A 17,150-nucleotide genomic window follows, 5' to 3' on the forward strand; every position below is an offset into this window, starting at 1 on the left:
ATTAGACTCCTTTCCGATAGTGATAAAGTTTCGTAATGGAGCCAGTCACATCGGAAATGAATCCTGAGATTACGAGGATCATGAACATCACCTGTGAAGGCTGATAGATGATTAGCGATCCCATTGCAAAAAGAAAGCCGAGAATGAACACAAAGAAAGAATTTCGATGCGCCCTCAATTCAATTAATCTATCTAATTCATCCGCAAATGCCGGTTCTTTTTCTCTGGTTGTAATTCTAAAGACGATGTTAAAAATAATACTGATAATGATGTGGGCAACGATTGATACCACCGTCAAGATGAGGACGAAGGAACCCCAATAGCGAAAGGTTTCTTCAGACTCCAGCCCTCCTGCGGGCAATCGCGGGTACATGTACAAGCAATAAGATCCAAAAATGATTATAGCGCTGATCAACGAAACAATGCTCTTCTTTTCTTGATAAGTCATGGTTGACACCCCCTGTATGGTCACTTTTACATCGTGCATAGCATTATATGCATGATGTAAGGGAAACTTTACATGAGGTCAAAAATAATTTACACAAATAAGGGCGTCGTCTTCTATGGTTACCGTCGAGGCTATTTTTTTACCTTCGCGGGCAGCATACGACTCCTATGGTTACCGCAGATGCTTTTTTTCTACCTCCGCGGGCACCATACACTTCCTATGGTTACCGTTTAGGTCACTTTTTTTCCCCCGCGGGCATCATACGCTTCCTATGGTTACCGTTGAGGCCACTTTTTTACCCCCGCAGGCATCATACACGCCCTCAAATCCCTAAAACACACAAATAGCCAGCGAGATAACCTCGCTGGCCTTATATTAATCTTCTATATTATATATATTTTTAACCGACCATTAAGTTTTTCAAATCTGCTTTTAGGTCTGCGATTAGTTTTTCTAGGGTGATTTCTCTCTCGTTAACGCCTGTTTCATAAGCTTTTCTGACGATTTCTGAGAAATTAGATATTTGAGAGCTTTTAGCCTCTACTGACCGATCCACCTTTCTTTTCCTCCTTTAGTTTAATCTAATTGACAATTTTACTAGATTAGCAACAAGATGTAAATCTATTTCCAGTGAACTTTGTTGTAATTTAGTGAATTTTGCAAGGATTTGTTCTAATTGCTGAAAAAATAATCGACTGACTTAGTTAGGTTGCCATCTTGATTATTTTGATAATTCAGCAAATATACCAATTTTCGCTAACAATTAAGGAAATATTTACATCTTTTTCTCCGAAATACTAGCAAACTATGGTAAAATTAATAAAACTGTGAAAAAAATAGAGGTGATTTGCTAGTGAAGAAAACTATTGTTCGTGCCTTATCGACAGCTGCCCTGCTTTCGACCGTATTTGCAGGCACTGCCCTGGCCGATACATACAAGGTTCAAAAAGGCGATTCCTTATCGAAAATCGCGCAGAAATATCATACAACTGTCAAAGAAATCAAAACAGCAAACGGGTTGAAGTCGGACTTTATCTCTGTCAATCAAATGCTCAAGATTACGGTAGCGAGCAAAATGACCCAAGCATCACAGCCCACCACTTACACCGTTGTAAAAGGTGATGCCTTGATTAAGATTGCCAACCGTTTTCATGTGACTCTTGCTGAACTCAAGAAGTGGAACAATCTTAATAATACCCTCATTCATGTCGGGCAAAACCTAAAAGTTTCCGCCCCAAAACAGACAACGACACCAGCTAAGCCAGCGACACCAGCAAAGTCACCGGCCACGACAACCACGACAACGACAACAACTACGTCGAGTGTCTATACAGTTAAAAGCGGAGACTACCTTGGCAAGATTGCTAGTAAACATTCAACCTCCGTGTCGAACCTGAAATCACTGAACAAACTAAAATCTGATATGATTTATGTCGGTCAAAAGCTCAAGGTTCCGGCGAAGAAAGCACCAGTGGCACCTGCGAAACCTGTAGTCACCACACCCCCGAAAACAACAGCTCCGACAACAAGTGTGAAGGAAACGACGGATTACATCGTCCAAAGCGGGGATACACTTGGAAAGATTGCAGGCAAATATAAGCTGACCGTCAAGGATTTGAAGGCGCTCAATAAACTTACTTCCGACAATATCTTTGTCGGCCAAAAGCTAAAAGTTCCTGGGACAAAGACGGAACCAACCGTTAATACTGATCTTGCCGCAAAAATGATCGACAGTGCCAAGAAACTTATTGGCATTCCTTATGTCTGGGGCGGCAGTACGCTCAAGGGCTTTGACTGCAGCGGATTCATCTATTATGTGGCTAATCAAGCTGGGATGGAAATTGGCCGTTATTCAGCGGAAGGTTTCTATGACCGCACCTATTATGTCGACACACCGAAAGCCGGCGACATTGTCTTTTTTGAAAATACATATAAAAAAGGTATTTCTCATCTAGGAATCTATCTCGGAAACAACCAATTTATCCATGCTAACGATGATGGTGTAATGATTTCTAATTTACAAAGCTCGTATTACCAAGCCCATTTTGAGAGCTTTAAACGTTTTTACTAATATATGGACAAATTCTAAACAACGTTCTAGACTGTTCAACTATGCCGCCTTTTTTGGGCGGTTTTGTCATGGGACGAGGAACCCAGGGGACGAATCTAGTGGCACAATTAACCAAATAAAACGCCATTAGAACCGTCCCCATGGTTCCGCTTTATTGCTATAATACTAGCTAAATTATAAAAGATTAGGAGAGAAATGAATGGCTAAGAAATGGATTTCTGTGCTGATGGCAGCATTTTTGTTTGCGGTTACAATTTTTTCTTCAGCGCCGGTTGGGTTTGCTGAGGATGATGTGACTCCGTTGAAACTGAAGGCTGCTTCGGTTAATCTAAAGGATGCGAAAATTGGCGATACAATTGTGTTTACGTTTGAGGTAGAAGAGGATTTGGAGTCAGGGATTGCTGAAGATGGACATGGGATTACCATAAAACATTCATCCGGCAGTGAAATTGCCTCTAATTTGTTTTATAAAGGAGATAATACCTTTGAGTTCCGATGGAAACTCGATTCATCAACGCTAAAAGGGACTTGGTCTGTCGATTATATCTCGTTATATGATGCGGCTGGGAATAAAAGTGAATACTATCGCAATGACCCTTTGATTGAGGGATTAACTTATCATGTGGTCGATGGCGTGGAGGATACCACCCCGCCTCGCCTGACAAATATGGCGCTGTTAACAAAAGATGCGCAGGCCGGCGGACAGGTGAAAATGACCTTTTCGATCTCAGAAATTAGCGGCCTGGGAGAGTCGTACGTTTATTTTAAACATGAGCGTACAGAGAATTGGCTGCAGGGGAAAATTGTCTATAATAGCAATGCCAAGCGATATGAGGCGATTCTTGATGTCCCTAAGGTCATCCAGAACGGGAAATGGACATTAGATTTTCTTCGACTCGCTGATATACACGGAAATGAGGAATGGTATCGAGCGTCTGAACATACCTTCCTGGGTGGCAAAACGATTAACATTACGGGTGGCACTGACGACTTCGATGCGCCTGTTTTTAAATCTATTAAGCTATCGACAACAAGTGTGTATGGCGGGGATACGTTTACGGTCTGGGTCGGTGCTGAGGATAAAAGCGGGCTAAAAGAAGGAAGTATTTCCTTTAAGTCGGCTAATGGGAGCTTCTGGGCCCCGTTTGAATGGGATATGTATAAGAACATGTTCCGCGCTGACATTACACTGCCGCCTGGGCAAATGAGCGGACAGTATTCTATTGAACAAATCTATTTGAGAGATAATGTAGACAACCTAGGATTCATTTATGATCCACAGGATGGGAGTTTCCCAGTTTTAACAGTAAAATCTGTCTTTACTGGCGTGGATTCGATCTTTATGGTCCGTGGCGAAAGCTTTGATCCACTGGCCGGTGTTAAGGCTTTTTCTTCGAAAGAAGGAGATATGACCAAGTTGGTGACAGTCAGCGGTACGGCCGACTCACAAACCAACGGGATTTATTTATTGAAATATGCGGTGACGGGGCCAACTTCAGGCTTTACCTTTAAGGGCTACCGATGGATTACGGTCAATGATGGAAAAAATGTGAATCCAACAGCGAGCACGATGTATTTTAATACAGATGTGAAGCTGGGAGTTGCTCAAAATGAAAAACTCACGCTTGCAAGCGGAAGCAAAGTGACGACGATCAATCAAACCACCAGTCTAAAAACGGATGGAGCTTATCAAGTTTCAGCCGCCTCTGATGTGGGGACGTCTTCTACTTTTTCACGGGCTGCCGTGGTCAAGTTAGCGTTAGGCAATAAAATTTCCTTTGTGATTGATAAAAAAGCACCTGCTGCTCCTTCTGGATCGGTTGTGACTGACAAGTCTAGTGCTGTCAGTGGCAAAGCGGAAGCGTATGCTAATGTTGCTTTGTATCTCAATGGAAAGTTTATTAAGAATGTTAGAGCAGACCGGTCGGGAGCGTTTAAATTTCCGATTGGGAAGCAGTCCATTGGGACAGAAATAAAAGTGAATGCGACGGATCGGGCGTCGAACATGGGCCCATTCCGAACAGTAAAAGTGGTTCATGCGCCAACCCTTAATACGGTCAGTAATAAATCCGTTTCTGTTTCAGGACTGACGCTGCCTTATGCTACGGTGAAGGTCTATATTAGCGGAAAGTATTATAAAAGCGGCAAAGCCGATAGTAAAGGCAAATATAAAATCAAGATCAGCAAACAAAAGGCTGGAAAAAGCATTTCTGTTACTTCGACCTATGGGAAAGACAAAAAGGTCAGTCCGGCTGTGAAGACGACAGTATTGGATAAGATTGCACCAGGAACTCCGACTGTGTATAGAGTGTCAGCTTCCTCCTCATCTGTTTCAGGCAAGGGCGAGGCACGTGCGATCGTGTATGTGTTTAATGGCAAGAAGCAAGTTGGTAAAGGCACTGTATCAAGTAAAGGTAACTTCAAAGTGCGGATAGCGAAGCAAAAAAAGGGTTCGTATTTGTCAGTTTATTTGGTCGACAAAGCGGGGAATAAAAGTAAAAAGAAGACAGCGAAAGTGTACTAAGTTGGTGCTGGATATTTCTTAAAGGGATGACCGAGGAGGTGTAGTTTACCTTTGTGGTCATCCTCTTTTTTATAAGAAAGGACCAAGGAGACTGTTCTGGTGGCGGACATTATACTTAAATAAAGCCATGAGAACCAACCCTGTGGAGTTTTGGCATTAGTCCATTCTTTCTTGAATATATGTAGGTTAAAAGTGTAAAAGGAGTGATTATGATGTCTTTTGTTGCGATCTATACTGTCGGCAGACTAAAACATCCGTATGAACATCCTGCCTCTCGTGAGTTTTTTGAAGTGGGATACGGAGTCATGCGACAGGCTTCTCGTTCAGGGCAACTTATTGAGGAGTTTTCTTCTCATGGTGTGCCATTCCCTGAAGAAGTGATCAAAGGAGAAGGGTTTCCTATTCTTACACTAACAGTATGGAAAAGCCTTCAATCTTTATACCGTTTTACCTATTCAGGGCTACATAAGCAAGCCTTACGTGACAGGAACAAGTGGATTGAATTCCATCAAGAGAAGCAACCTACATATGTGGTGTGGTGGACGGAGAAGGTGCCGGATGTATCCTGGGAGGAGGCTTTCAAGAGATACAAATATTATCTTCAGCATGGACCAACTCCTTTTGCGTTTGACTTTAAGCACACATTTGATGAAGGCGGAGGACCCTTGGACCATGGGGACGGTTAAGTTAGCCTTAATTAAGTCAGTAATTAAAGCCATAAAAACCGCCCTCCCTGTGGTTATTTTCCTATTCTTTACTTTCTCGTGCTGCTTTTTTCCTGGCTTTTTTTACTTTGTGTCAACTCTGCTCCAAATTCAGTATCAGCGGCTTTACTACCTCCAGTATGAGGCTGTTTTCGATTGTCATTACGGTTTGTCATGATCGTCCCTCCTTTGTCATTTGATGTTCAAAAGTACTATGATAGGCTGGTTACTTACTAAAAAGTTTTAGCAGCCCATTTTAGCGTTCTTTTTTATTGACAAAATTATTCTAGAATAACAAAAAGTCCTCAACATGTGTGCTTAAGGACATAAGAAACGCCCCTGCGAAATGTAGATTGGTTTCAGAATGAACGTAAAATGGAATATATTAGTACATGTATACATATTGAATATTTAAACGTAGTATTGTATAATTATACTGGGTTGGATGGTAATCGTGGCCATCATCGTATTTAGCGTAGGTGGGGCTGGTACGAACTAAAGCAAGAGCTGGCAAGCTCTTTTTTTATTGGGGAATTATTCTATAATTATGAAAAAAAAAGACCTTTGATCAATAAGATCAAAGGTTAAAAGAAAGCTTAGTGGTCTAGTCTAAGCCTTATTAGGAGGTCTAAACTCAGAAGAATTTAAACTATAGAAATATTATCACTTTTTTAACATTATCTCAATAGGTTAACGTATTAAATATAGTTAGGATTTCCTTTTTTATTTCTATGAAATACAGATGCATCATAAATAACAACCATTTCATCATATATAACAGCCAATTTAGGAATCACCCTTCAATTCTACTTTTTTTCCACCCTTCGTTCGGTAAAGCGTTAATGAAGCTCCTTCTTCTGAATGAGGATAGTATTCAACTTCACAGAAATATCTTCCTGCACGCACTGTATCATCATATGTATCCGAACCAAACCAAATGTTGTGCTCCCCAAAGTTAGCCTCTAGATGGGCCCCTTTACCAGAGTCAATCACGATTTCACATTTCCCATCATATTTGGCAGGCTGATTTGACAATACCTCAGGTAAATCTTGAACATAACTAACGAAGAAAAATCCGAAGATCAACAGGCCCAAAAAAGAGGATCCTGTTTTCTTTAACGGTATTTGATACCTTTCTCCTTTTCTCCATTTTTCGATAAAAATAAAACCAAGATACCCTATCGAAGAAATCAATAAAAAAGTAGACAAAATTAAGATTACGTAATATCTAACCAATCATTTTTACTCCCATCCATACATAGTGGTCAAATCTCTGGGTAAGCCTATTAATACTTAAACTATGTGGACTAGACTATATCTCTTAATTAAAATGGAGGTTCTAATCATGACTTCTATATATGAATCACTAAAAGACTTCTTACAAATGAGCTTAGATGGTGAACCGAAAAATCCTCTTCACGTAGGTGAAGTTATGGCTTGCTGGACGTATCAAACCATTATGGATGAGTCTAGTGTTTTTCTTCAAATTGGATTAAACACTTCTACAGACGATGATGTAGTCAGGTGCTTGAATGAAAGTTTAAAACAATGCCAAACACAAGGTCAGAGGTTTAAGAAATTTATGATCAAAGAAGGCATTCATCTACCACCAACGAGTGAAGAGCGTCCTAATTCCAATCCTGATGGCGTCCCTTTAGGAACAAAACTAACGGACGATGAAATCATGAATGGTTTAAGTATTAAAACAGTTGCAGCTATTGTCCATTGCGCCACAAGTGCAGCACAATCAATTAGAAATGATGTTAGTACAATGTTTACTCACGCCATGTTAGAAAAAATGCAATTTGGTTCCTCTTTAAAAGACTTAATGAGAAAAAGAGGTTGGATTAAAGTCCCACCTTATTACTATCCTCCTGGGGCACCAAAAAAATAGTCTGGTGCCTTCTTCTCTGATTAATACGGAGTTCGATTTCATAGATACTTCTCCATACGAATATCCGTCCACATTTTTCCCTGCCAATATGTAAAGTTGTCGATCCGGCCGATTTCTTTGTAACCAAGCTTCTGGTAGAGTTTCTGAGCTTGTTGGTTAAATTCAAACACACCCAATTCGATCCGCTTCAGCCCCTGCTCTTTCACCTGTTCCTCCAAATATTGAATGGCTGCATAACCAACCCCTTTGCCTCGCCCGATGGTTTCACCAATCGTGATGCCAAGCCAGGCAGTTCCAGGCTCTTTTTTGAAGAGAAACGGAGGATCAACCACATAGTTCATTTCACCAATCAACTCGTCATCCAGGTAAATCAGATAGATGTAATGGTCTTCCATCCGTTTTGTTAAATCCTCGAGGGACACGATGTCTCGACGATCCAATTCAGATTGGGTTTTGTTGGGCCTCGTTAATGGAATTAATGCTGGGTCATTTTCCCACCGATTAAGCACCTCAACAATATTTGAGGTGGGTTGAGCTAATTTTATAAAAGTAGTAGTCATTTTGCTCTCCTCACGCAGGTTTTAGTTCTTGGGTCTATTTTTAAGACGAACTGACCCAATACCAATTGTCAGCATACTTTTTTATCTCTATGAAATCCTCATCAAGATCCTTCTCTATCGCTTTTTTGCCGTTGGGTGAATATACAAATCCCGAAAAATTATCTAAAAGTCCTCGAAATGTAAAGAAAAGTATGGTGTAGTGCTCACCATTTTTTACCGCAATCACCTCTCCGCCTCCCTTAGAAAGATGATCATATTTTTTCGGCAGGCGGATGAGTGAAGGGCTGTCCGGGACATTATACGTTATCTCCCCACTTTCCACCATGTTCACTACCTCTTCTCTATCACCTTTGTGCATTTTAAAATCAAGATCTAACATCGTTTCTGTAAAAGGAAAGTAGAACAAAAATACGATCGTGACTATCTGAATAGCTAATGGCTGCCAATTTTTAATTTTGAACCATTGAACAATGGCTTGTACTGTTACTACAATAAAAAATCCAAACAACAATAGCCAAACTGGTAACATTAAAAATGGGGTTATTATGTCCATAATACTCCATTGAAAAAAGCCATTTAAGATGACTAAAAGGCTGCTAACAATGGATAAATATAATAATTTCTTTTGAGGTCGCAATGTTTACCCACTTCCTATGTAAATTGTTTCCACTCTACTAATAATACCCCGATTCATTCCTCCTAAGTTACCTTTTCAATAAAAACCATGTCATTATTTATCGGCCTCTTACAAACACTCATAAAAAAAAGATGTACCAAATAGTACATCTTAAATAATGGTTCCGTACATTCGTGAATCCAAGTGATTCTAGGCTTGTCTAAACACTGTTCAATGTATAGTTACCACTTATTCACTTTTAAAGTATACTTTTACCTTTGAACTCTCTAGCATACCGTCACTTTTTACTGTTAAGTATACATATCCCTTTTTTACCCCAATCTGCTTTATACGAATTAAAACGGATGAGGATGTTGCTTTCTTTGAGGCAATTTTTTTCTTTTTTGAATTGTAAACATATATCAGGTCATTTTTCTTTAAGTTAGTAACGGAAATCAAATCACTCTTTTTCTTGTGATTGGTAATTTTCACTTTCTTGCTGCTTAAAGCCTTTGTTACTTCACCCTTAAATGAAATAGCCGTTTTTTTACTTTCTAGCATACCGCTTTTAGTGATCGTTACGTACATAAAACTAGTTTTAGTACCTAATTGCTTTAAGCTAATCGAAATAGATTTGCCGCTCATTACTTTTTTAGAAACTAGTAATTGGTTGGTCCGAGAATATATTTTGATTACGTCAGAAACAGCAATATTACTAACAGAAACAATATCACTCTTTCCTTTATTATTTGTCGTTTTCACTTGTTTTGAAGAGATGGTATCAGATTGCTCACCTAAGTAACTAATGGCTACACGATCACTCTCTATTAATCCAGGGATTGTTACGGTAACATATAAATTTCCATTTACTTTTCCTAATTGAGAAAAAACAAGTTCTGCCGACGTAGTTGTTGATTTCAGTGAACGAACTGGTAATCCGCCTGTTTTTGTCGTATAGGCCTTTATTGTTGCTCCTACTGGTATGTTTTTAAACTTGGCTACGTCTGCTTTCCCTTTATTATTTACAATCACAGCGTTTGATTTTGACGGTGCAGGTGTTAGCACTTTTTTTACTGTCATTATTGGCATCGTCGCTTTTTCACTATTCTTTTTGAAAGTTAAAGAGACTTTTGAACCTGAAGCAAGTCTTCCGGTTTTCAAAGAAAAATCTCTTCCTTCCGCAATAGGATATGGGCCATAAATCTTAGTTTTTGATGCTGATACATTTACTGATAACTGTTGAATTGTCGGTGGAGTAACCTCGACAGTTACACTAGTACCAAATGAACTATTACCTGTGATCATTTCGGATGCATCATTAATATCATTAATGTAGACCTTCTGGACATCTGTTTTTTTAGAAATTGATATGCCTGTTTTAGTTGAATAAGCTCTTACTGAGATAAAATCATCTGCGACTAGATTGCTTACTGCTAATTTATAGAACCCAAAATCATCGGTAGTCGTTACCCCTAATAGTTCTTTCGTATCTAAATTGGTTATCTCTATACCTTGATTCGGGGTTGCTCGGCCACTAATCTCTGTTGAAAGATTGGTTATTGGGTTGATTTGTAATCCTGACAAATATTCGGGTTCTCCGTATCCAATGAAATTGTCAAAAATCGGATCGAATACACACACATAAAAATTAGGAAAAACTCCACCCGTTGCTTTTTCTTTATTAAAATTCCCATTTTCGTCTGCATAGAATTCTATTAATCTATTCCGATCAAAGTAATATGGTAAATAACCAACATAATAAAGCAAATGGGCATTAGGAATGGATACAGTCCCTTTTATTCTTTCAGAAGAGTTAGACATAGGATAAATAAAAAGATCCTTTTTAGAGAGAGCAACGACCTTTTTGATGGTTACGATATCGCCTGTTGATAAATGAAAATTAAAAGTAAGAAACTCTCCAGGATTCAATTTGGGAGCTTTCATATTCCGCTGTGAGGAAGTCGCTATAACTTTGTCATTTGCAACTAAATCAACTCGCGAAAAACTATTCCCCGAAAAGGTGATATTTTCAGTGTCGGTGTTGACAGGTGAAACTTGAAATGGCCTTTCGCTTCGCATTGTCACTATTTCATCATCAACAAAATCTCCATTTTCATCATACACTTCAAGTATAATATCTTTTCCTGCACTTGGATTATAAGGTTTATAAACCAGTTTAAAATCTCCTTTTTCGTTTGCTTTAGCTCCCAAAATGGAAGGAAAACTATCGTAACCATCAAAGACCTTAATTCTAGCATTTTTAACAGATGTGTGGCCTGAAATGTATTCATCTCCAATATAATACCTTTCTATTGTCATTAAATCCGTTTCGGCCTTTACATGTAAGTAAGGATTAAAGAATGGCATGATCATACAGATAACTAAAGAATAGATAAAACTCTTACTCACCTTCATATAAACTCCTTATTTCATTTGACATATTTTTCATTTTACAATTATTAGGTATAAGCGTCTACGCTATTTGAATCATTTATAAAAATTTCCCTAAACATTTATTTGCATGCTATAGTGTGGTTTATAAAGAATTTTTTTGAAATGAGGTTTGTTTTCATGAAGGTGATAGAAACGGATCGGTTAATCCTTCGTTGGTTAACACCAGATGATAACGAGTTTATTCTTGAGCTGTTGAATGACCCTTCGTGGGTGCGCTTCATCGGTGATCGCGGGATACGTACGTTGGACGATGCTCGAAACTATATTGTATCAGGACCAATGGAGATGTACTCTAGACTGGGATTTGGTCTATTTTTGACGGAATTAAGGGATGAAGCCAGGACCCCGATTGGAATTTGTGGATTGATTAAACGGGATGGATTGGACGATGTTGACCTTGGCTTTGCCTTTTTAACTAGATTTCAGGGAAAGGGATATGGCTTTGAGGCGGCTGCGGCCACGCTAGAGTACGCAAGAGATGGGCTCGATCTGAAGCGAATTGTAGCGATCACTTCTAATGACAATGTCGGGTCTGCTCGGGTTCTTGAGAAGATTGGCATGAAGTTTGAGGATATGATTAAGCTGCCGCATGATGCGGAGGAGTTGAGGTTGTTTGGAGTGGGGTTGTAATTGAGCCCCTTGCCACCCTCTACCTACTAAAAATCCAGGCGGTTGAGCCTGGATCAGGTCATTGTCTTTTTTCTCTAGGAATCTCTTTTAATAGGAACCTTTATTTACTGTCCACTTTTCATATGTTACTGTCCGCTTTTGAGACTTTATTATCGACTTCTATTGATTTACTGTCCACTTTTACTGATTTACTGTCCAAAATCACACATTTACTATCCACAGCCTCAAGACACTCTCAAACCTACCAAAAAGACAGGCTTTTAGCCTGTCCTAGGTAACATTTATTCTCATTTTCCGGCACACCAGCCGAATTTCAAGACCTAGTTACCTTTTTTATAATAACCCAGCCGCCTACATGGGACCGAGAAAATTATATCTGCCGCTTTGGGCCATTTATCTGCCGCTTTTTCATTTTATCGGCCACTTTACGATTTTATCTGCCACTTTTCGCGATTTATCTGCCACTTGCCATTTTGCCCCTTTTTTCCTAGTTCATATAATAATTCTTCAAAAAAATAGCCCTGAAGACTGTTCGAAAACAATCCTCGAGGGCATCAAGTAATATATCAAAGGGGGTCTTGAAAAAGATTATCTTTATAATAGTTGATTATTCTTAAGAAAATCTTAACATCCTGCATTAGAAGCCGTTTCACCGCTACTTTTTAAATTTGTCTGTAATTTTACTAAAGAATGGAACCATTCCTTTAAATAAGGGTTTATATTGTTCGGTTGTCTTGATGAGAGTGTCATAGGTTTCAAACAACAATTCTATATCCACATTGTTCATGAAATCCTCCACTTTATTCTGAACAGGTTGCTCCTGATCCTGCTTTTGTTCATTCTCCTTTTTTCTGCGTCCAAAAAACCAATCTGCTCGGGAATCTGAGCTGCCTTTAGAATGGGATGTACCTCTTGGCTCACGATTGCCAAACATTATTCTTGAAAAATGGTCGACATCTCTTTTCGACCCTCGATGATGCTCATTATCCTCCAATAGCTTTCCTCCTCTCTTATTCTCTCTAAATAAGCTATGATGCGTTGTGTACCAAAGTGTGGATACTTGTCATGTAATTTATAAATAGTAACTCATAACAATCAGCTCACCTTTTGGTCCCATTCGCCGTTCCCCCTCGTCTATAAACCCGCACTTTTCATACAAAGCTTGCGCTGCCTCGTTTCCCACGTTAACGGCTAAGACCATTTCATTAATTTCCCTAAAATTCTCTTTTACAAAAGCAGGTAACCGCATTAATGCCTGTTTTGCATACCCCTTGCCTTGGTGACGAAAATCGGTTGAAAAGGCTCTTAACAAAATGGCGTGGTCATTGTCCGAATAGGGTTTGACCCCCTCATTAATATGTAAAACGAAAAACGTGACGAGCTCATTGTTTTCCATGGCTAAGATGGAAGAACGCTCGGAATCTTCGTTTGATAGTTTGATACAATCTTTTGGATCACCCGTATAGCGACGCTGGTCCTCGCTTAGTTGATACTGGCCAATTGCAACTTTGAAACTCTCATTATAAAAATAAAATTGCAATGTAGACTCCCCCTTTCAAAAAGAACGCCCTATTTTAATAGTATTATAATACTTTTACCAATAAATAACTGTCCACCATTTATTTCCTTTCTATTATATTTTAACAGGTAATTTATACTAGATTATTTGTGGCACGATTACCGTGATACATATAAACCTACCAAAAATTTAGGCGCTCGAGCTTGGATTTTTTCGAAAAATCCCCATACCCTTTTTACACGCTTATCTGTCCTTTTTCCTACTATTCATTCATATTTTGGGAGGAAAAAATTAAATTCACTTATGAGATTTAGAGGTCAACCTATTGAAATTAGAGATCATTTTGGTAGAGTTCATCGAGGATTCATGGATGGGTTTGACCCTCCAGGAAGAGGCGTGTTTATTCGGGATGGCTTTTTTGGAAGAAGATTTATCCCCTTCTTTGTCATCTTTGCTATCTTCTTCAGAGGACGCCGCATTTTCTAAAAAAACCGCTGATAAATGAATTAACATGATGAAAGGAAGAGCCTGTCTATTTTAGGTTCTTTCTTTCATTATGCCTGGAAGATTGCTTTATGTTTATTTTGAAATCTTTCTTAGTTATTGGGAATTTAATGCCGTGGTGCAGACAAAATGACCGCTGCGCCGATCAGCCAGATTCCGGCACCGACCCAATCGTATAAATCCGGGGTTTTGTGCAAATTCAACACGGTTTAGTACAATTTCTAATGGGTTATGTACGAAAATCATAGGGTTTTATACAATTAGACAATATCTGGTAAATAACCACTCCAAAATGGGGACTCAATTCGAATAAAATACAGTATAATTGCGGATTTTTCAAACAGGTTGGCACTTGTCCAATCACCTTTCCCTGTAAAAAATATAATAACGTTGAGGATAGATTTTTACATCCTAATTACCAGTAAAAGGTGGTGAAACATTCATGGGCTGCGGATATGGATATGGCGGCGGTTATGGCGGCGGTTACGGCTACGGCAGTACTTTCGTTTTAATCGTTGTACTTTTCATCTTGTTGATCATTGTAGGCGCTACTTTTGTTGGCTAATCTAACATGCCAATCGATTGAAGGCAAGAAGGACAGATTCGAGTAATCTGTCCTTCTTTTCTTACATTAACTTTTATTCTCAAACACACCTTCAGATAGTTGGATTAATTCTCTATTTCTTCCCCATAAGCATACCATTCTCACTGTCCAGCAGGCTTTTAGCTTTCTGATAATCATCCAAGTCCGCTTTTATATCTGCCTGTAATTTCTCTTTAAAATGGCGGTATGAAACCTCCCATTCAACTAAACTTTCAAAAAGTTTTGAAAAACTCGGCTTCATACTTTCCCAATTGGAATAAATGTTATTACACCTTTCCAATAAATCTTCACGGTAGTATAGTTGTTCCGCTAACTCCAGACCTTTAGCTGTCTCGACCTCAAAAACCTCTTGAATAGCATTGGCTGCCAATAATTCATTTTCGATTTGTGGTTGCACATCTAATTCCAAACGATGATCAGCATCAATTTCCAGTTCTTCTTGACTAGCATCCGTTCCCAAACGTGGTGCATGCTCTTCCAATGCCAAACGATAATCAGAAACGATTTCAAGCTCTTCTTGAGAAGCGGCTGATTCCAATAATTCTTCATGGATTTGTGTTTGCTCTTCTATTTCCAAACGATGGTCGGAATCGAAATCCGTTCCTTTGAATACCTGTTCCCACTGTTCATATAGGCCTTTAGCTGTTAGATAGTCCTCGAATTCCACGTTTTCATCTGCTTGTAATTTCTCTTGTAATTGACGGCAAGCCCCTTCCCACTCCTCTAAACTCTCCGTATCCAAGCGGCTTGAAACTTTTGGTTTCAAACTATTACAATAAGAATTAAAGTTATTACACCATTCCAACAATTCATCACGGTATTGTTTTCGATATTCCATTTCGGCACTTACCCCTCACATCTGTTATTCATTTATTTCTAATTTTTCATGACTACAAATTTATCCTATGTACTACGATTGTCCTAGGATTAGACATTTACCCATATGTAGATAACAATATGATGTTAGTAAATACACGGAGTAGGCTATTTGACTTTTTAAAAAGAGATTTAATCTTTCTAAAGTTTTTTCAATTTCAATACTAAGCCAAAATTATGGTATACAAAACGGGAAATACAAACACAATAATTTTGGAAATGAAAACATTTTATATCTGCAGAAAATAGGAGTAAAAACATGATTCTTTTTTTAGGTGAATTAATATTGTTATTTATTATTTTTATCATTAGTGTTAGGTTCCTAGGGAAAGCAGCATTAGCTCAGTTAACTGCTTTTGATTTTGGGGCGATTATTTTTTTAGCTTACTTGGCATTTGCTCCGATTGAAGTAAAAGGACCGATTCAAGGAATGGTCGGAATGCTTGTTATTACTCTTTTGCATTTTTTGATTTCAAAACTAAACCTCTATAAATGGTTTAACCATATTATTTCAGGAGAACCTACGATTTTAATCAAACACGGGAAATTAATCCCGAATAACCTGAAACAGACAAGATTCTCACTTATGGAGTTATTATCGACTATTCGTGCAGCTGGAGTACCCGATATTGAAGACATCGAATATGCGATTCTTGAACCAAACGGAGAAATAACCATCCTTCCACAAGTCGATCTAATTCCTGTTACACCAAGGCTGCTAAAAATTGATATGGAGTATAAAGGATTACCCATTGCGGTCATCTTGGAAGGGAAAATTCAACATAAGAACTTAAAGTTAATTCATAAAGACGAAACATGGTTACATAGTGAACTAGAGAAGAAGGGATATAAAGAGATAAAAAATATTGTCTATGCTTCCGTTAGAGATACGAATCATTCCTTAAATATTTATTTAGATAAATGATTGAGCTGCTACTTCCATGAAATATAAGTTTACTTCCCTCCAATCCACGAAGTGGTTAGACCAACAGTGGTAATAGCCACACATGAATAAAGAACGGAGTCTAATGAGAGTAAAGTCAGACTTGCCACAACAATAAGACCATCAATGGCTATAATTACTATGGCTATATCTACAGTAAAGGTTTTAGAAATGATTTTAGCTAGTAAATCAGTCCCTCCAGTGCTTGTCTGATATCGGAGCATTAAACCAACACCCATTCCAATGAGTACCCCTCCTATTAATGCGCTTAAAAGGTGGGAAAGGTAAATTTGCGAACGAAGCGGAGCAAGCAAATCAATAAACAAAGAAGACACCAAGAGCCCTTGTAAACTACTAAAAAAATATCCCCTTTTATTCATTGATGCGTATATACAGATTGGGAGGCTCAAAGCGACCATTGTAATCCCTGTCTGAAAATCAAAGAAGTAATGAAGTATCAATGCAATTCCAAGGATTCCACCGTCAATTAAATGATTAGGCACCAAGAACCCATTAACCCCAATTCCTAATAAAAAGCTGCCAATAATCGTAGCCATTAATTTTTGAAAAATAACGATCACCTTGTCCTGTCTTTTTTATCTATAAATATGTAGCCATTTAAAAATTAAGAATGATGAGCAAAATTTTTAATTGGCATGGCAGAAATGTATTGGATCTTTAATCAAAAACTAACCCGTAAACGGATATTCCATTTACGGGTTTTGTATTTAATACTATTTCAATAAAAATGTATGACTTGAACAATTCAAATACAACATCTCAACGCCAGATAAAAAAATAAA

At 38.5% G+C, this 17,150-nt stretch carries 19 protein-coding genes and 1 pseudogene; 8 read left to right on the top strand and 12 right to left on the bottom strand.

The window, feature by feature from the left end:
• Window position 1 precedes the first annotated feature (1 nt).
• A complete protein-coding gene (locus tag QNH17_RS28385; RefSeq protein ID WP_283876631.1) occupies window positions 2-448 on the bottom strand; it encodes a hypothetical protein in 447 nt (148 codons plus the stop codon).
• A gap of 400 nt (window positions 449-848) precedes the next feature.
• Window positions 849-1,004 carry a YwzD family small protein gene (locus tag QNH17_RS28390; protein ID WP_283876632.1) on the bottom strand — a complete coding sequence of 52 codons (156 nt, stop codon included), beginning with the start codon at window positions 1,002-1,004 and terminating at the stop codon, window positions 849-851.
• Window positions 1,005-1,301: 297 nt separating this feature from the next.
• Here QNH17_RS28390 and QNH17_RS28395 point away from each other — a divergent pair, with 297 nt between their 5' ends.
• The 3 genes from QNH17_RS28395 to QNH17_RS28405 all read left to right on the top strand — a co-directional run bounded on the left by QNH17_RS28395 (window position 1,302) and on the right by QNH17_RS28405 (window position 5,729).
• The gene (locus QNH17_RS28395; protein WP_283876633.1) at window positions 1,302-2,519 is read left to right on the top strand and encodes a C40 family peptidase; all 1,218 of its coding nucleotides are present in this window, start codon (window positions 1,302-1,304) and stop codon (window positions 2,517-2,519) included.
• Between the two features lie 199 nt (window positions 2,520-2,718).
• Window positions 2,719-5,043, top strand: coding sequence for an Ig-like domain-containing protein (locus QNH17_RS28400; RefSeq protein WP_283876634.1), 2,325 nt, complete (start codon window positions 2,719-2,721; stop codon window positions 5,041-5,043).
• A gap of 212 nt (window positions 5,044-5,255) precedes the next feature.
• Window positions 5,256-5,729, top strand: a complete 474-nt coding sequence (locus QNH17_RS28405; RefSeq protein ID WP_283876635.1) for a DUF3291 domain-containing protein — start codon at window positions 5,256-5,258, stop codon at window positions 5,727-5,729.
• A gap of 68 nt (window positions 5,730-5,797) precedes the next feature.
• Here QNH17_RS28405 and QNH17_RS28410 read toward each other — a convergent pair whose 3' ends face one another.
• Together QNH17_RS28410 and QNH17_RS28415 are read right to left on the bottom strand one after the other, a co-directional pair.
• Entirely contained in the window at window positions 5,798-5,923 is a 126-nt protein-coding gene (locus QNH17_RS28410; RefSeq protein WP_283876636.1) for a hypothetical protein, read from the bottom strand.
• Between the two features lie 610 nt (window positions 5,924-6,533).
• Window positions 6,534-6,983, bottom strand: coding sequence for a hypothetical protein (locus QNH17_RS28415; RefSeq protein ID WP_283876637.1), 450 nt, complete (start codon window positions 6,981-6,983; stop codon window positions 6,534-6,536).
• 109 nt (window positions 6,984-7,092) lie between these two features.
• On the opposite strand from QNH17_RS28415, the gene QNH17_RS28420 reads away from it, so the two are divergent.
• Complete coding sequence (locus tag QNH17_RS28420) at window positions 7,093-7,641, top strand: DUF3231 family protein (protein ID WP_283876638.1); 549 nt, start codon at window positions 7,093-7,095, stop codon at window positions 7,639-7,641.
• 38 nt (window positions 7,642-7,679) lie between these two features.
• On the opposite strand, the gene QNH17_RS28425 is transcribed toward QNH17_RS28420, so the two are convergent.
• From QNH17_RS28425 to QNH17_RS28435, 3 genes are all read right to left on the bottom strand, one after another.
• Window positions 7,680-8,201, bottom strand: a complete 522-nt coding sequence (locus tag QNH17_RS28425) for a GNAT family N-acetyltransferase (RefSeq protein ID WP_283876639.1) — start codon at window positions 8,199-8,201, stop codon at window positions 7,680-7,682.
• A gap of 40 nt (window positions 8,202-8,241) precedes the next feature.
• Window positions 8,242-8,838 (bottom strand): hypothetical protein, encoded by a 597-nt coding sequence (locus QNH17_RS28430; RefSeq protein WP_283876640.1) that lies wholly within the window; start codon window positions 8,836-8,838, stop codon window positions 8,242-8,244.
• Window positions 8,839-9,066: 228 nt separating this feature from the next.
• On the bottom strand, window positions 9,067-11,226 hold the full coding sequence (locus QNH17_RS28435; protein WP_283876641.1) for a hypothetical protein: 2,160 nt from the start codon (window positions 11,224-11,226) through the stop codon (window positions 9,067-9,069).
• Window positions 11,227-11,388: 162 nt separating this feature from the next.
• On the opposite strand from QNH17_RS28435, the gene QNH17_RS28440 reads away from it, so the two are divergent.
• Window positions 11,389-11,901, top strand: coding sequence for a GNAT family N-acetyltransferase (locus tag QNH17_RS28440; protein ID WP_283876642.1), 513 nt, complete (start codon window positions 11,389-11,391; stop codon window positions 11,899-11,901).
• A gap of 655 nt (window positions 11,902-12,556) precedes the next feature.
• Here QNH17_RS28440 and QNH17_RS28445 read toward each other — a convergent pair.
• Together QNH17_RS28445 and QNH17_RS28450 are read right to left on the bottom strand one after the other, a co-directional pair.
• Window positions 12,557-12,895: a hypothetical protein gene (locus QNH17_RS28445; protein ID WP_283876643.1), complete on the bottom strand. Its 339-nt coding sequence runs from the start codon at window positions 12,893-12,895 to the stop codon at window positions 12,557-12,559.
• Window positions 12,896-12,973: 78 nt separating this feature from the next.
• On the bottom strand, window positions 12,974-13,441 hold the full coding sequence (locus QNH17_RS28450; protein WP_283876644.1) for a GNAT family N-acetyltransferase: 468 nt from the start codon (window positions 13,439-13,441) through the stop codon (window positions 12,974-12,976).
• A 304-nt stretch (window positions 13,442-13,745) separates the two neighbouring features.
• Between QNH17_RS28450 and QNH17_RS28455 the strand changes: the two genes are divergently transcribed.
• The gene (locus QNH17_RS28455) at window positions 13,746-13,925 is read left to right on the top strand and encodes a hypothetical protein (protein ID WP_283876645.1); all 180 of its coding nucleotides are present in this window, start codon (window positions 13,746-13,748) and stop codon (window positions 13,923-13,925) included.
• A 106-nt stretch (window positions 13,926-14,031) separates the two neighbouring features.
• Here the strand turns inward: QNH17_RS28455 and QNH17_RS30130 are convergent.
• A pseudogene (locus tag QNH17_RS30130) lies at window positions 14,032-14,115 on the bottom strand (YnfA family protein); the annotation flags it as partial.
• Between the two features lie 251 nt (window positions 14,116-14,366).
• Between QNH17_RS30130 and QNH17_RS28460 the strand changes: the two are divergent.
• Window positions 14,367-14,489, top strand: a complete 123-nt coding sequence (locus QNH17_RS28460; protein WP_283876646.1) for a YjcZ family sporulation protein — start codon at window positions 14,367-14,369, stop codon at window positions 14,487-14,489.
• A gap of 112 nt (window positions 14,490-14,601) precedes the next feature.
• Here the strand turns inward: QNH17_RS28460 and QNH17_RS28465 are convergent, their stop codons facing one another.
• Window positions 14,602-15,366, bottom strand: coding sequence for a hypothetical protein (locus tag QNH17_RS28465; RefSeq protein ID WP_283876647.1), 765 nt, complete (start codon window positions 15,364-15,366; stop codon window positions 14,602-14,604).
• A 297-nt stretch (window positions 15,367-15,663) separates the two neighbouring features.
• Between QNH17_RS28465 and QNH17_RS28470 the strand changes: the two genes are divergently transcribed.
• On the top strand, window positions 15,664-16,329 hold the full coding sequence (locus QNH17_RS28470; RefSeq protein ID WP_283876648.1) for a DUF421 domain-containing protein: 666 nt from the start codon (window positions 15,664-15,666) through the stop codon (window positions 16,327-16,329).
• A gap of 29 nt (window positions 16,330-16,358) precedes the next feature.
• Here the strand turns inward: QNH17_RS28470 and QNH17_RS28475 are convergent, their stop codons facing one another.
• Window positions 16,359-16,928 (bottom strand): YitT family protein, encoded by a 570-nt coding sequence (locus QNH17_RS28475; protein WP_283876649.1) that lies wholly within the window; start codon window positions 16,926-16,928, stop codon window positions 16,359-16,361.
• Between the last annotated feature and the right edge of the window lie 222 nt (window positions 16,929-17,150).

The organism is Neobacillus sp. SuZ13 (assembly GCF_030123365.1).
Classification (GTDB): domain Bacteria; phylum Bacillota; class Bacilli; order Bacillales; family Cytobacillaceae; genus Neobacillus.